General features: G+C 64.8%; 10 protein-coding genes and 2 pseudogenes. 6 read left to right on the top strand and 6 right to left on the bottom strand.

Annotated elements, in window-relative coordinates; all coding sequences use genetic code 11:
- Positions 1-177: 177 nt before the first annotated feature.
- Positions 178-2424, top strand: a complete 2247-nt coding sequence (gene infB, locus BEN49_RS02640) for a translation initiation factor IF-2 (RefSeq protein WP_239691789.1) — start codon at positions 178-180, stop codon at positions 2422-2424.
- A 17-nt stretch (positions 2425-2441) separates the two neighbouring features.
- Here the strand turns inward: infB and BEN49_RS31155 are convergent.
- Positions 2442-2567 (bottom strand): annotated as a pseudogene (locus BEN49_RS31155) (NAD(P)H-hydrate epimerase); the annotation flags it as partial.
- A 124-nt stretch (positions 2568-2691) separates the two neighbouring features.
- Here BEN49_RS31155 and BEN49_RS02630 point away from each other — a divergent pair.
- The 4 genes and pseudogenes from BEN49_RS02630 (at position 2692) to sdaAA (ending at position 6708) form a co-directional block, all read left to right on the top strand.
- Positions 2692-3231, top strand: coding sequence for an RBBP9/YdeN family alpha/beta hydrolase (locus tag BEN49_RS02630; protein WP_070740353.1), 540 nt, complete (start codon positions 2692-2694; stop codon positions 3229-3231).
- Positions 3232-3322: 91 nt separating this feature from the next.
- Complete coding sequence (gene msrB / locus BEN49_RS02625) at positions 3323-3787, top strand: peptide-methionine (R)-S-oxide reductase MsrB (protein ID WP_070740349.1); 465 nt, start codon at positions 3323-3325, stop codon at positions 3785-3787.
- Positions 3788-3844: 57 nt separating this feature from the next.
- Positions 3845-5737, top strand: a complete 1893-nt coding sequence (locus tag BEN49_RS02620) for a M48 family metallopeptidase (protein WP_083325701.1) — start codon at positions 3845-3847, stop codon at positions 5735-5737.
- Positions 5738-5794: 57 nt separating this feature from the next.
- Positions 5795-6708, top strand: a pseudogene (gene sdaAA, locus BEN49_RS02615) (L-serine ammonia-lyase, iron-sulfur-dependent, subunit alpha).
- A 70-nt stretch (positions 6709-6778) separates the two neighbouring features.
- Here the strand turns inward: sdaAA and BEN49_RS02610 are convergent.
- The 5 genes from BEN49_RS02610 to ispF all read right to left on the bottom strand — a co-directional run bounded on the left by BEN49_RS02610 (position 6779) and on the right by ispF (position 13403).
- Positions 6779-7843, bottom strand: coding sequence for a hypothetical protein (locus tag BEN49_RS02610; RefSeq protein WP_125916450.1), 1065 nt, complete (start codon positions 7841-7843; stop codon positions 6779-6781).
- Between the two features lie 45 nt (positions 7844-7888).
- The gene (locus BEN49_RS02605) at positions 7889-9280 is read right to left on the bottom strand and encodes a lactate utilization protein B (protein ID WP_239691788.1); all 1392 of its coding nucleotides are present in this window, start codon (positions 9278-9280) and stop codon (positions 7889-7891) included.
- 153 nt (positions 9281-9433) lie between these two features.
- Positions 9434-11101 carry a M28 family peptidase gene (locus BEN49_RS02600; RefSeq protein WP_083325700.1) on the bottom strand — a complete coding sequence of 556 codons (1668 nt, stop codon included), beginning with the start codon at positions 11099-11101 and terminating at the stop codon, positions 9434-9436.
- Between the two features lie 30 nt (positions 11102-11131).
- The gene (locus tag BEN49_RS02595; protein ID WP_083325699.1) at positions 11132-12784 is read right to left on the bottom strand and encodes a M28 family peptidase; all 1653 of its coding nucleotides are present in this window, start codon (positions 12782-12784) and stop codon (positions 11132-11134) included.
- A gap of 136 nt (positions 12785-12920) precedes the next feature.
- A complete protein-coding gene (gene ispF, locus BEN49_RS02590; protein WP_070740342.1) occupies positions 12921-13403 on the bottom strand; it encodes a 2-C-methyl-D-erythritol 2,4-cyclodiphosphate synthase in 483 nt (160 codons plus the stop codon).
- A gap of 240 nt (positions 13404-13643) precedes the next feature.
- On the opposite strand from ispF, the gene BEN49_RS02585 reads away from it, so the two are divergent.
- A partial coding sequence (locus tag BEN49_RS02585) for a DUF5686 and carboxypeptidase-like regulatory domain-containing protein (protein ID WP_162276469.1) occupies positions 13644-14698 on the top strand: 1055 nt, incomplete at its 3' end.

Below are 14698 nucleotides of genomic sequence, written 5' to 3'. Positions count from 1 at the left end.
CCCCGGTGGCGCGCCGGCGCCCGTAGCAGCTGCTCCAGCGCCCATAGCAGCTGCTGCGGCACCTGCCCCGGCTCCGGTTGCCCCGCAGCCAGTGGCGCGCCGGCGCCCGTAGCAGCTGCTCCAGCGCCCATAGCAGCTGCTGCGGCACCTGCCCCGGCTCCGGTTGCCCCGCAGCCAGTGGCGGCACCCGTGCAGGCTGCGGCCCCCGTGGTAGTGCCCACCCTGGCTCCAGTGGCTCCAGCCGCGCCGGTGGCTCCGGCTGCCGCCCCCGCGCCGGTGGCACCTGCGACAGTAGCTGCTGCCCCCGTGGTAGCCGCGCCGGCCGCCCCTGCCGCGCCCGATGCTGTGGCCCCCGCAACCGAAGAGCCTGCCGGCACCATCACTGCCAAGGCCGACCAGCTGAAAGGCTTAACGGTACTGGGCAAGATTGACCTTTCGGCTACTAACAACGACCGCCGGGGCCCCGGCGGGCGCGGCCCCCGGCCCATCGCATCGTCCGACGTGAATAAGCGCGGCTTGCCCGCCGGCCCCGGCCAGAAGAAGCGCACCCGCCTGCCGGGCCCTCCCGGTACGGGTACCAGCGCGCCCGGCACGGGTGGCGGCTACCAGGGCAACCGCCCTAACCAAAGCGGGGGCGCCAGCCGCCCCGGCCAGCCCGGTGGCAACCGCCCCGGCCAAGCTGGTGGCAACCGTCCCAATCAGCCTGCTGCACCCCGGCCCAACGCCCCAGCCCTTACGCCGGAGCAGGCCGAGAAGCAGATTCAAGAGCAAATCAAGGCCACGCTGGCCAAGCTGGGTGGCAACAAAACCAACCAGACCAACCGCGCCAAGTACCGCCGCGACAAGCGCAGCATGCTGGCCGAGGACCGCGAGGCCCTGCGTGCCCAGAACGAGCTGGATGCCAAGACCCTCAAGCTCACCGAATTCATCTCGGCCAACGACTTGGCCTCGCTGATGGACGTGAACGTGAACGAGGTCATCAAGGTATGCCTGGGCATGGGCATGTTCGTGTCTATCAACCAGCGCCTTGATGCAGAAGCCATCACCGTGATTGCCGACGAATTCGGCTACGATGTGGAGTTCCTGTCGGCTGAGGAAGAGGAAATTAGCATTGATGCTGGCGACGTAGAGGAAGACCTGCGCCCCCGGGCCCCCATCGTGACCATCATGGGCCACGTTGACCACGGCAAAACGTCGCTGCTTGACTACATCCGCGATGCCAACGTGGCCCGCGGCGAGGCCGGCGGCATTACGCAGCACATTGGTGCCTACGAGGTGAAAACCAAGAACGGCGTTCCGATTACCTTCCTTGATACCCCGGGCCACGAAGCCTTTACGGCCATGCGGGCCCGTGGTGCCAAGGTGACGGATATTGCCATCATCGTGGTGGCGGCCGACGACTCGGTAATGCCCCAGACGAAGGAGGCCATCAACCACGCCCAGGCGGCGGGGGTACCCATCATCATCGCCCTGAACAAGATTGATAAGCCCAGCGCCAACCCGGAGAAAATCCGTGAGGAGCTGTCGCAAATCAACATTCTGGTAGAAGAGTGGGGTGGCAAGTACCAGAGCCAGGAGGTTTCGGCCAAGTCAGGCCTCGGCATCGAGGAGTTGCTGGAGAAAGTATTGCTCGAAGCCGAGCTGCTGGAGCTTAAAGCCAACCCTGAACGTAATGCCATCGGCACCGTCATCGAAGCCTCGCTCGACAAAGGCCGGGGCTACGTGACCACCGTGCTGGTGCAAACCGGCACCCTGAACGTGGGCGACATTATCCTAGCCGGGCCTCACTTCGGCCGCGTGAAGGCCATGACTGACCACCGCGGCAAGAAAATGAAAACGGCGCCGCCCGCTACGCCGGTGCAGGTACTGGGCCTCACCGGGGCCCCCCAGGCCGGCGACCGCATCCAGGTGATGGAGACGGAGCGCGAAGCCCGCGAAACCGCTACCCAGCGCTTGCAGCTGGCCCGCGAGCAGAGCATCCGCACCAAAAAGCACATCACCCTCGACGAGATTGGCCGCCGCCTGGCGATTGGCTCGTTCAAGGAACTGAACATCTTGGTGAAAGGTGATGTGGACGGCTCGGTGGAAGCCCTTTCGGACTCGCTGCTGAAGCTGAGCACGCCGGAAGTGAAGGTGAACATCCTCTCGAAAGGGGTGGGCGCCATCTCGGAAAGTGATGTGCTGCTGGCTTCGGCTTCCGACGCCATCATCATCGGCTTCCAGGTGCGGCCCTCGCAGAGTGCCCGCAAACTGGCCGAGCAGGAGCAGATTGACGTGCGTTTGTACAGCATCATCTACAACGCCATCAACGAGGTGAAGGATGCCATGGAAGGCATGCTGGCCCCAACGGTGCAGGAAGTGGTGGTGGCCCTGCCAGTCGGCCGATTGCTTTTCGGCCGGCAGCAGGGCACGCGCACCGCGTAACCGGCCGCATGCAGGAGGCGGGCCAGGGCCAGGCCGTCGCCGCCGTTGTTGCCCGGGCCGCACAGCAGCAGGATTTCGCCGGCCTCGTTGGGGTGGAATTTGCCAAAAAACCACCCGGCCAGGGCCCCGGCGGCGCGCTCCATCAGCTCCACGGACGTGATGCCCTGCGCCCGCATGGTGGCCTGGTCGAGCTGGTGGGTTTGGGCGGCGGTGAGGATTTTCATGGGGCTATTAACGGGTGAAAAGCTGCCGAAGCTACTTTTGGCGATGCAACAACCCGCCCGCGTCTTCATCGTGCCCGGCCTCGGCAGCTCGGGGCCCCGCCACTGGCAAACGTATTTCGAGCGCCTCCATCCCGAATTTACCCGCATCGAGCAGCGCGACTGGGATACGCCCGACCGCGCCGAATGGGTGACTACAGTGGCCCAAGCCCTGGCCGGCGAAGACCCGAGCCGCGTGGTGCTGGTGGCCCACAGCCTGGGCTGCGCTACGGTGGCGCACTGGGCGGCGCAGCACGGGCAGGCCATCCGCGGGGCCCTATTGGTGGCCCCCAGCGACGTAGAAACGGCCCGCTACGCCGCGTTTCCTACCACGGGCTTCGCGCCGATGCCCATGCAGCGGTTGCCGTTTGCGAGCACGCTGGTGGCCAGCCGCAACGACCAGTGGGCGAGCCTGGCCCGAGCCCAGCAGTTTGCCACCGCCTGGGGCAGCGAGCTGGGGGACGTGGGCCCGGCCGGCCACATCAACGCCGACAGCGGCCACGGCGACTGGCCCGCCGGCCTAGCGCTGCTCCGCCAGTGGCTGTAGGGCCCCGGGCGGTGCGGAAGTAAACTTCCCGGCCAAAAATTTCGTTTTGCACGTGATACTTATCCTTGCTTCAACTCCAAAACCGACTCCTATGCAAACCTGGAACGACGTAATCCGCCTGGCCAACCACGGGGCCCCCACGCCCCCCCGCCGCGTCGAGAAAACCGCCGCCGAGTGGCGCGCCCAGCTCACCGCCGAGCAGTACCACGTCACGCGCGAGCACGGCACCGAGCGCGCCTTCACCGGCGAATACTGCGAGGCCCACGAGGCCGGCCTTTACGCCTGCGTGTGCTGCGGCACCCCGCTCTACGATTCGCGCACAAAGTTCGAAAGCGGCACGGGCTGGCCGAGCTTCACCCAACCCGTGGAGGAAGATGCCATTCGCTACCACAAAGACAGCAGCTACGGCATGGTGCGCGTGGAAGTGCTCTGCAACGTGTGCGACGCCCACCAGGGCCACGTATTCCCCGACGGGCCCGCGCCCAGCGGCCTGCGCCTGTGCATCAACTCGGCCAGCGTCAAGCTGGTGACGAGCAAGGAACCCGCTGCGCAATAAACGGGCAGCGTTGTAGCTTAGGCGCAGATTGGCCATTTAGGTCGATCTGCGCTTTTTATGCCCGTCATGACCCACGAGGCCTTCGCGGCCAAACTTACCCACCTACTACCAAAGGCCCAGGCCAACCCCGTTGCCTACCGCCGCCGCGTGCAAGGCTGGGTACTGCTGGGTTACGGCTTTATCGCGCTACTGCTACTTGGTTCGCTTGGGCTGATGACCGGCCTGCTGTGGGCAGTGGTGGCCACGGGCGTAGCGGGTATCGTGCTGAAGCTGCTAATACCAGTGGTTTATTTCGTGTGGACGCTGTTGCGCTCGCTGTGGGTAAAGTTTGACCCACCGGCTGGCCGGCAGCTGAGCCGGGCCGAGGCCGGCCCGCTGCACGACCTGCTCCGCGAGCAAACCCGCGCCTTGCGTGCCCCAGCCGTGCACCGCGTCATCCTTACCACCGACTACAATGCCGCCGCCATGCAATTGCCGCGCCTGGGCCTGCTGGGCTGGCCGCGCAACTACGTGCTCGTGGGCTTGCCCCTTCTACAAACCCTTACGCCCGAGCAAGCCGCCGCTGTGGTGGCGCACGAGCTGGGCCACCTGCGCGGGGGGCACGGCCGCTTTGGGGCCCTGGTGTACCGCGTCAATCAGTCGTGGGCACAGCTGGTAGATAACTTGGAACACTCGGGCCGCCGCAGCATTGTGCGCGGCTTCACCGAGTGGTACGTGCCGCGCTTCAATGCGTGGTCGCACCCGCTGCGGCGCACGGCCGAATTTGAGGCCGACGCGGCGGCGGCCCGCATCACCAGCCCGGTGGCAATGGCTGAGGCGTTGTGCGCTATTGTGGTGCGCGAGCCCGCGCTCGACCGCCTCTACTGGAAGCCCATTGATAAATCGCTGGCATACGAGGCCATCCCGCCCGCCGATCCCATTAGCCGGCTACTTGCCGTAGCCCGCACGGCCCGGCTCTCCTGCGACGAGGAAGCCACTTTGCTGCGCCGTGCCGCCGAGGCCGACCCAGATCCCTTCGATACACACCCCACGCTGGGAGAGCGGCTGGCGGCACTAGGCCAGGCGGTAGCGGCCCCTGCCCCCCCCGCCACCACCGCTGCAGAGGCCTGGTTAGGTACCAGCTTGCCTGCCCTGGCTCAGGAATCGGATATTAAATGGCGCACCGAACGCACCGCGCATTGGCGCGAACAACACGCAGTGCTGCGCGACCAGCTTGCTAATTTAGCCAAACTTAACGAGCAGCTGGATAGTGGGTTATTGCTGGCAGAAACCGATGCCTGGACCCACGCTGACCTTACCGAAGACCACGTAGGCGAGGCCGAATCCTTACCCTTTTATCGTGCGCTTTTCGATTCGCGCAAGTACAGTGTGCCGGCCCGCTTTGCGGTGGGTCGCATCTTGGTGAGCCAGGATGACCCCACCGGCCTGCCCTTGCTAGAAGAGGCAATGAGCAGCAAGCCCGATTGTGTGGGGCCCGGGCTGGCCATTCAGCAGGCGTACTACCAGCGCCAGGTCGACCGGGAAAAGGTGCGGCAATTGGCCACCCGGAAGCACCACTACGCCGACTTTGCTGACCTTGTGCAGGCCGAACGCCAGGGCTGCTCACCGCAGGATATTTTCCTGCCACACGGCCTTACCGCCGACGAATTGGCCCCAGTGCTGTCCGTGCTGGCCGACCCCGCCAACCGGGTGGGCCGGGCGTGGTTGATGCGCAAAAAACTTATCCACTTAGCCTCTGAAAAACCGTATTTCATCCTTGTGTTACGCGCCAATAAAGGGACGGGCCTTAATACTGACGCGGAAGTAATTGCTTGGCTGACACAGTTGACGCCGAGGATCATACTACCCGGCGCCGGTCTTGTGTTGCCCATTATCAACCAGTTTATGTGGGTTGGTAGAAAAGCGCTGGGCCTGGCTGAAAGCGAAATTTACCACAACCAGCCGAGCTAATTTCGTTGCCCTTCTGTTGTTGCCCTTACGTTATAACTCCTACTATTCCCACCCGCCATGTCGCTCTTATTCACCGATTTTGCCTCCTGGCAAGCGCACTGCGCCGCCACCGGCGAACCCTTGCACCAGCCCGTGCTCGACTACGAAATTGAGCAGAAGGGCCGCACGGAGGAGGAAATCTGGGTGGGCCTGCAACGGGCCTACGACGTGATGCGCGACGCCGTGCACGAGGGCCTGACGGGCGACATGACCTCGCGCTCGGGCATGATTAATAACGGGGCGAAGAAGATTGCGGCCTCGCCCGTCACGGTACTCTCACCCGAGTTCAAGCAGCTCATCACCCGGGCCCTGGGGGCCAAGGAGGTGAACTCGTGCATGGGCCGGGTGGTGGCCGCGCCCACGGCGGGGGCCTCGGGCATTTTGCCGGGCGTGCTCGTCACCATCCAAAACATTCACCAGCTGTCCGACCACAAAATCCTGGAGGGCTTGCTGGTGGCGGCCGGCATCGCCCTTATCATCGAGCAAAATGCCTCGCTGGCCGGGGCCGTGGGCGGCTGCCAGGCCGAAACCGGCTCGGCCGCCGCCATGGGCAGCGGGGCCATCGTGTACTGCCTCGGGGGCCCGGTGGAACAGGTGTTTGCGGCGGTGGCCGTCACCATCCAGTGCATGCTGGGGCTGGTGTGCGACCCCGTGGCGGGCCTGGTGGAGGTGCCCTGCGTGGTGCGCAACGCTTCGGCCGCGGCCATTGCCTTCTCGTCGCCCAGATTGCCATCGCCGGCATCGACCCGGTAATTCCCGTGGACCAGTGCGTGGCGGCCCTCGGCGAGGTGGGCCAGAGTATGGAAACCCGCTATAAGGAAACGGCCCTCGGGGGCCTTGCCAACACCAAGCGCGGCCGCGAAATCGAGAAAATGGTGCTCGTGCAGGACGTCAACATCCTGCCTGACGAAGGATCAATTGGTGAACAGTGAACAGGTATCAGTGAGCAGTTATCGGTGAAAAGCAATCCGATAACTGCTCACTGATACCTGTTCACTGATTTTACAAAGCGCGGGTTTCGGGCGACATGGTGAGCTCGGCCAGGTATTTTAGGGCCCCGGCGTAGCGCGTGCGCCGTTCCTGGAAGCTGGCCCAGGAGGCGTCGCGGTCGGGGCACACGGCGATGCCCAGCGCGGCCAGCGCGTCGAGGGCTTGGTCAAATTCGGGGCTGGTGGGGTCCGTTTTGGGCTCGGGCCCCGGCATCATCGACCGGGATTCTGTGGCCGCCTTGACTTCGAAAAAACGGTACACGCGGTTGACGGACAAGCACCCGGCCTTGAAGGTGAGTTCCATCTGGCGGGTGCGGGGCGCGTCGAGGGCCGAAAAGATGAGGTTGGCCGTGTCCAGGATCAGGCCCGCGGCCATCACCCACGAGCGGCCCGGCTGCGGCGAGCGGAAGAAGCTCAGGATGGGCAGCGACGTGTGGCTTTCCTCGATTTCCACAAACCACTGCTCCCACTCGGCCCACTGCTGATCGTCGTCGTCGAGGGCCCCGCTGGTGTTCAGCCAGTCGATGAGGTGGGTGGCGGTGGGCGGTGTGCCCGCCCGCAGCTCCAGCCGCGCCACCGTCACCTCGCGCCTCGAAAACGCCTGGTACAGCGTGGGCAGGTACGAGAGCAGCAGCGTGAGCAGCAGCAGCCCCAGCGTAGCTTCGGAATAAGTGAACACGTTGATAACAAGGCCGCTCACGTCGGTAGTGCCCAGCGTAAGTAGCGAGCTGCCGCTCAGCTCGTAGGCCTTCTCCCACGACTCTAGCCCCAGGGCCCAGTAGATGCCCGTGTAGCCCGCGCCCACCAGGGCCAGCCAGAAAATGGGCAGCGACACCAGCGCCACTGGCGCGTAGTGCGCCATTATCTGGTCGCGCCGGGCGTAGTTATTAGCTCGGCCGGCGGCTAGGTCAAAAATCAACCGGATGCCGGCAAAAATGTGGTTGTTGAGCCGCACCGATTCGTTGCGGGGCAGCACAAACGAGCGCACCGCCGCCGACAACGTGGTGATAACCAGTACCACGCCGGCGCCCCCGACCAACAGCCGCAGGGCCGGCATCAGCAAAGATTCTAAATGCATAGCTGCCTCTAACGCACGCGCCGGCCAAAACGCCGGGTGGGGCCCCTAAACCTCTTTCCGGTTCTTCCACATCTGCCCGAACGAGAGGGGCGCGGCGGCCAGCGCAGCGCGGCGCTTGCTCCAGCCTACTTGGTCGAGCAGGCGGCCCAGGCTCCAGTCCTTTAGGGCCCCGGGCAGCACGTTCAGGGCCCAGCGGTGCTGCATGCTCCAGCGCCACATGCCGATGGCGGCGCGCTCGGCGGCGGGGGCGTGCCCCTCGCGCACGGCCTGCTGGCGGTTGAGCAGCAGCAGGTTGTGCAGCGGAATGCGCACCGGGCACACGCTGGTGCAGGCCCCGCACAGGCTGCTGGCGTAGCTCAGGTGCATGTGCTCGGGCAGGCCGCTCAGGTGCGGGCTGATGACCGAGCCGATGGGCCCCGAGTAGGTGGTTTCGTAGGTGTGGCCGCCGATGTTCTTGTACACCGGGCACACGTTCAGGCAGGCGCCGCAGCGGATGCAGCGCAGCGCGGCCCGCTTGTCGGGCTGGGCCAGCAGGTTGGTGCGGCCGTTGTCAAGCAGAATCACGACCATTTCCTCGGGGCCGTCGGGCTCGCCGGGCTGCCGGGGCCCGAAGTATACGGTGTTGTACACCGTCACCTGCTGGCCGGTGCCACTGGTGCTTAGCAGGGGCCAAAACAGGTCGAGGTCGGTGAGTTGGGGAATGACTTTTTCGATGCCCACCACCGCAATGTGCAGCTTGGGGAACGTGGCCGAGAGGCGGGCGTTGCCCTCGTTCTCGGTCACGGCTACGCCGCCCTCCTTGGCCACCAGGAAGTTGCCGCCCGTGATGCCGATTTCGGCCGCTGTGTACTTGTCGCGCAGCAGGTGGCGGGCCGTAAGCACGAGCTTCTGGGCGTCGTCGGTGCTTTCGGTGCCCAGGTGCTTCACGAAAATGTCGTTGATGTCGGCCTTGCTCAGGTGCATGGCGGGCGTCACGATGTGGTAGGGCCGCTCGCCGTTGAGCTGCACGATGTACTCGCCCAGGTCCGTCTCTACCGACTCAATGCCTTTGCCGGCCAGGTACTGGTTGACGTGGATTTCCTCGGTGGTCATGCTCTTGGCTTTCACCACGGTACGGGCCCCGCGCGCGTCGGCCAGGCGGCCAATTTCGGCCAGGGCCTCGGCCGCGTCGCGGGCCCAAACCACCCGGCCCCCGCGCGCCGTGAAGGCCGCCTCGAAGGCCAGCAGGTGCTCGTCGAGCTTCTCCAGCACCTGCGCCTTGAGGTAGGCACCCCGGTCGCGGGCCAGCTCGTGGTTGTGGAAGTAGTTCATGCCCAGGGCCACGGCCGCGTCGTACTTGCCGATGTTGAACCGGATTTTGCGGCGGTGCTCGCGGTCGAAGGCCTTGTTCTCGGCGTCGGTTTGGAAGGCGGCCGACTTAGAAATTTTTGCTTGCACGGGGTTCGGAGTTTAAGTGGCTCGGCCCACCGGGCCACGGAGCTAAAGTTAAGCACCGAGCGGGCGTCCCCACCGCTCAGGCACAAAAAAAGTGCGCCGCCGGGGCCCTGGCGGCGCACTTTGTATTTGGGGCCGGCAGACGCCAGCCTCAACTTAAGGCTTATTAGAATCCACCACCGGCCTATTATCGCGGTTGGCCAGCTCCCAGGCGGTGTGGAAGATGAGCTGGTCGCGGCGGGCCATGGCCGGGAAGTTGATTTTGTCCACCTCGTCGGTTTCCTTGTGGTAGTCGGCGTGCAGGCCGCTGGTGTAGAAGGCCACCGGGATTTTGTGCTTGGCGAAGTTGTAGTGGTCCGAGCGGTAGTAGATATGCTCGGGGTCGTTGGGGTCGTTGTACTTGTAGTCCAGCGCGATGGGGTTGTACTTCTGGTTCGTGGCCTCGCTCACGGCGTTCAGCTCCGACGACAGCTTGTCGGCCCCCACGATGTACACGTAGTCGCCCTTGCCTTCGTGCTCGGGGTCCACGCGGCCCACCATGTCGATGTTCACGTCGGCCACGGTGCTTTCGAGCGGGAACACGGGGTGGTCGGTGTAGTACTGCGAGCCGAGCAGGCCTTCCTCCTCGCCCGTGTTGGCCAGGAACAAAATGCTGCGCCGGGGCCCGTGCCCGTCCTTCTTGGCCTGCACAAAGGCATCGGCAAACGAGAGTACGCTCACCGTGCCCGAGCCGTCGTCGTCGGCCCCGTTGAACACCTTGCCGTCCTTCAGGCCCAGGTGGTCGTAGTGGGCCGACATCACCACCAGCTCGTCCTTTTTATCGCTGCCTTCGAGGTAGCCCAGCACGTTTTCGGTCGACAAGGGCTCTACTTTGCGCGGGGCGGCGAGGGTAGTTTTGGCAGGCTTAAAAGACGCCTTTACCGGCTTGCCGGCCGCAGTGGTGGCGGCTTCGTACTTCTTCAGCGTGGCTTCGTTGGTGTGCAGCAGGGCGTAGGATGCGGCGGGCCCCAGTACGAAGGCCGCCGTGCGCTTTGGGCCCGTTTGGCCGGCCGCCGCCAAGCGGGGCTGCTTGCTGTAGGACGCCACGCGCTCGAGGGTGGTGGCGAAGTCGTCGGCATCCGTGTTCAAAATTAAGATGCTACGGGCCCCGTGTTTGGTGGCAGCCGTTACCATATTGCCGGGGCCCGTAAGCTTCACGGACTTGCCGTTGGTGCTGAGCAAGGATTTGCCTTGGGCATCCAGTGGCTCGCCGGTCAACACAACGACGTCCTTACCGGTCACGTCGAGGCCTGTGTAATCAGAGTAATTCGGCAAGTCGAGGCCATAGCCTGCGAACACAATTTGCAGTTCCGTTTCGGTTGGGAAGGGCGAGTCGTTGGAGATAGAGTAGAAATCTTTGCTCCACTGAAAAGCCCGTTTGCCTACCTTCAGGCTAATGCCGTCGCCCCAGCTCCGGCTTTCTAACGAGAAGTGCTGGATGTACGGGTTGTCCGAGCCCTGCACGGGGCCCGCCAGGCCCAGGGCGGCGAAGCGCTTGCTGATGTAGTCGGCGGCCATGCGCTGGCCCTTGGTGCCGGTTTCGCGGCCCTCGTACTCGTCCGAGGCCAGCACGATCAGGTCCTTGCGCAGGCCGTCGGGGGTGATGCTGGCGGCGTAGGGCACCGACCAATCGGTGGGCGGCGCCGGCGCGGCGGCAGCGGCGGGTGCTGCAGCGGTGCGCCCGGGCTTGGACTTGGTTTTTACCTTGCCGTGGGGGCCCTGCTGGGCCAGCGCCGCCGTGCCCAGGAGGGCCCCGGCCAGGGTCAGAACGAGCGTATTGCGCATGAGTTTGGGGAAAGTGAAAGAAAAAAGGAGTTAAGGCTTGTTTGAGTCGACCAAAATACGGGATTCGCGGTTGGCCAGGGCCCAGGCGGTGTGGAACACGAGGCGGGCCCGGGCTTCCATTTTGTCGAACTGAATCTTGTCGATTTCGTCCGTTTCCTGGTGGTAGTCGGCGTGCACGCCGTTAAAGAAAAACGCCACCGGCACGCCGCGCGCCGCAAAGTTGTAGTGGTCGGAGCGGTAGTAGAAGCGGTTGGGGTCGGCCGGGTCGTCGTACTGGTAGTCGAGGTCGAGGCGCGTGTACTGCTGGTTTTCGGCCGCTAGCACTGCCTTCAGCTGCGAAGCCAGCTTGTCGGAACCGATGACGTACACGTAGTCGGGCTTGCCCTCGTGGGCGGGGTCGGTGCGGCCAATCATGTCCACGTTCAGGTCGGCCACGGTGCTAGCGAGCGGGAACACGGGGTGGGCCGCGTAGTATTCCGAGCCGAATAGGCCCTTCTCCTCGCCCGTCACGCTCAGGAACAGGAGGCTGCGCCGGGGCCCGTGCCCGTCCTTTTTGGCCTGGGCAAAGGCCTCGGCCAGGTTAATCAGGGCCGAGGTACCCGAGCCGTCGTCGTCGGCCCCGTTGTACACCTTGCCGTCGATGATGCCCAGGTGGTCGTGGTGGGCCGATACGACCAGGATTTCGTCCTTCTTATCCGTGCCTTCTACAAAGCCCAGCGCGTTTTCGGTGCCGATGGGCGTGCGCGTCTTGGGGGCCCTAATTTTTAGGGCCCCAGCTCGGAAGGGCGAGGATAGCGGCTGGCCCTTGGCGGCGGTCTGGGCCAGGTACTTGGCCGCGGCGGCGGCGTTGGTGTTCAGAAGCTTATAGCCCACCGTCGGCGCCAGGTAGAACACCGGCGGGCGCTGGGGCCCCGCGCTGGCCAGCGCCAGGGTGGGCTGGGCCAGGGCGGGGGCAATGCGGCTGGCCGTCTTCTCGAAGTTGCCGTTGGGCCGGAAATCGACGAAGAAAATGCTGCGCACGCCCTTCTTCAGAGCCACGGCCAGCTTGGCGCGCTCGTCGAGGCCCCAGCGGGTGTAGCTGCCGTCGGGCGGGGCGAGCAGGGGCTTGCCGCTGGCCGTGGTGGGCTCGCCCTGCAACATCAGCACGTCCTTGCCGGCCACGTCCAGGCCAGCGTAATCGGAGTAGCCGGCCTGTTCGATGCCAAAGCCCACAAACACCGGCTGCACCGCCGTTTCCTGGTCGAAGCCCGCCGAGCCGCGGCCGTAAAAATCGTTCGGCCACTGGTAGCGGGCGCTGCCCACTTGCAGGGTGGCCCCGGGGGCCCAGGCCACGCTTTCGAGCTGAAATTTCTGGAGGTAGGGGGCCCCCGCGTCGGGCCCCGGGCCGGCCAGGCCGGCGGCCTGGAACTGCGCGGCCACGTAGGCGGCGGCTATGTGCTGGCCTTTCTGTCCGGTTTCGCGGCCTTCGTACGCATCAGAAGCCAGCACGCTCAGGTGGGTGCGTAGGCGGTCGGCCGTCACGAGGTCGGCATAGGGCACGCTCCAGTCCACCAGGTTGGTGGGCGGGGCCCCCAGGGTGGGCATTATGCCCGGCTTGGTTTTGACTTTAACCTTGCCCTGGGCCCCCGCCGGCGCGGCCGCCGCCAAGGCCAGCAGCGCCGGCAACAGAAGTTTTTTCAGCATTTGTGGAGAAGCGAGGAGCGCTACTTATTTGAACGTCAAGGATAGACCGTCATGCTTATGTGGCGTCCGCGCGGCGGAGCGGACGCCACATAAGCATGACGGTACTTCCATCAAAAAATCTACCAGAGAAAACGGGCTAGATAAGCTTGTAAATCAGCACCGTGGCGTAGGCGGCCACGCCCTCCTGCCGGCCCACAAAGCCGAGCTTTTCGGTGGTGGTGGCTTTGATGGACACGTCGTCTTCGGCGATGCCCATGACGGCGGCCAGCACGCGGCGCATCTCCGGAATGTGGGGGTTTACCTTGGGCTGCTCCAGGCACACCGTTGAGTCGATGTTGCCCACTTCGTAGCCTTTTTCGCGCAGCAAGCGCAGCACTTCGCTCAGCAAGCGCTTGCTGTCGATGCCCTTGTACTGCGGGTCGGTGTCGGGGAAGTGGAAGCCGATGTCGCGCAAGTTGGCGGCTCCCAGCAGAGCATCGCAGATGACGTGGATGAGCACGTCGGCGTCGGAGTGGCCCAGGGCCCCGTGGGTGTGGGGCACCTGGATGCCGCCGAGCCAGAAGGGCAACCCCTCGCGCAACTGGTGAACGTCGTAGCCGAAGCCGGTGCGGATTTTCATAACGCAGCAAATAGAAAGTAGGAGAATGGCAAAGGTATTGGTTACCGGACGCGGGCAACCATCGGCCCCCGAATGGAATCAAACGTACTTTGGGACGGTATTACTACGCCCCGGCCGTCTACTTGGGTCCGGGTGCTTATTGGCTTATTCTATGTTGTCGGTTTATACGTTGTCGGTGGCTGCGCGTCAGTGGTTGGTTTTGCTATTGTTGCTGGGGGCCCTGGGGGCCGCGCGGGCACTGTGAAAGGCATCATCAGCGGGGCCGACAGCAAGGGGCTGGCTTTCGCCAACGTGTCGGTGCGGGGCGCCACCACCAGCACCGGCGCCAACGACCAGGGCCAGTACGCGCTGCGCCTGCCCGCGGGGCCCTACGAGCTGGTTTTCCAGTACGTGGGCTTCCGGCCGCGCATCGAGGCCGTGCGCGTGCCCGGCGGCGACTCCACCCTGGTGCTGAACGTGCGGCTGGCCCCCGAGGCCTACAGCCTGGCCGAGGTTACGGTGCGCTCCTCCGACCGCGACCCGGCCTACGCCATCATCCAGCAAGCGCAGCAGTGGCGGCCCTACCACCGGCGCGAGGTGGCTGCCTTCCGGGCCCGGCTCTACAGCAAAAGCCTGGGCCGCATCCTCGAAACGCCGGGCAAAATAATGGGCGTCTTCAAGCTGGGCCCCGACATCAAGCCCGGCATCTTTTACCTCTCCGAAAGCCTCTCTGACATCGCTTTTACCCAACCCAACATCGTCAAGGAAAGGATGTTGTCGAGCCGGGTGAGCGGCGATTCACGGGGCATCAGCTTCAACCGGGCCAGCGCGGGCCGGGGCCTCAATTTCTACGACAACCTGATAAAATCGGGCTTTTCGGAGCGCGGCTTCGTGTCGCCGGTTTCGGCCAGCGCCATGCTGTTTTACCAGTACGAGTTGGTGGGCAGCACCCGGCAGGCCGACGGAGCCCTGGTGCACAAAATCCGCGTGGTGCCCCGCCGTCGCACCGACCCGGTGTTCAGCGGCTTCGTGTACATCGTGGACGGCTCGTGGCGGCTGCACTCCGTGGATTTGAACCTGGGCAAGGAGGCCCAGCTCGACTACGTGGACGGCCTGCACATCGGGCAAATTTTCGCACCTGCCCCCGGCAACCCCAACGTGTGGGTGATGCAGTCGCAGGAGCTGCGGGCCAACCTCTCGGGCCTGGGCTTTAAGGGCTCGGCCTACATCACGTCGGTGCTTTCAAACTACGCCGCTGTGGTGCCCACCTACCCCGCGCCGCCCGTGGCCCCGGTGGCCGCCGCCGCCGCGCCCGG

This window comes from Hymenobacter coccineus (assembly GCF_001816125.1).
In the GTDB taxonomy this organism is placed as follows: domain Bacteria; phylum Bacteroidota; class Bacteroidia; order Cytophagales; family Hymenobacteraceae; genus Hymenobacter; species Hymenobacter coccineus.
This window is presented reverse-complemented; position numbering and strand designations above follow the sequence as displayed.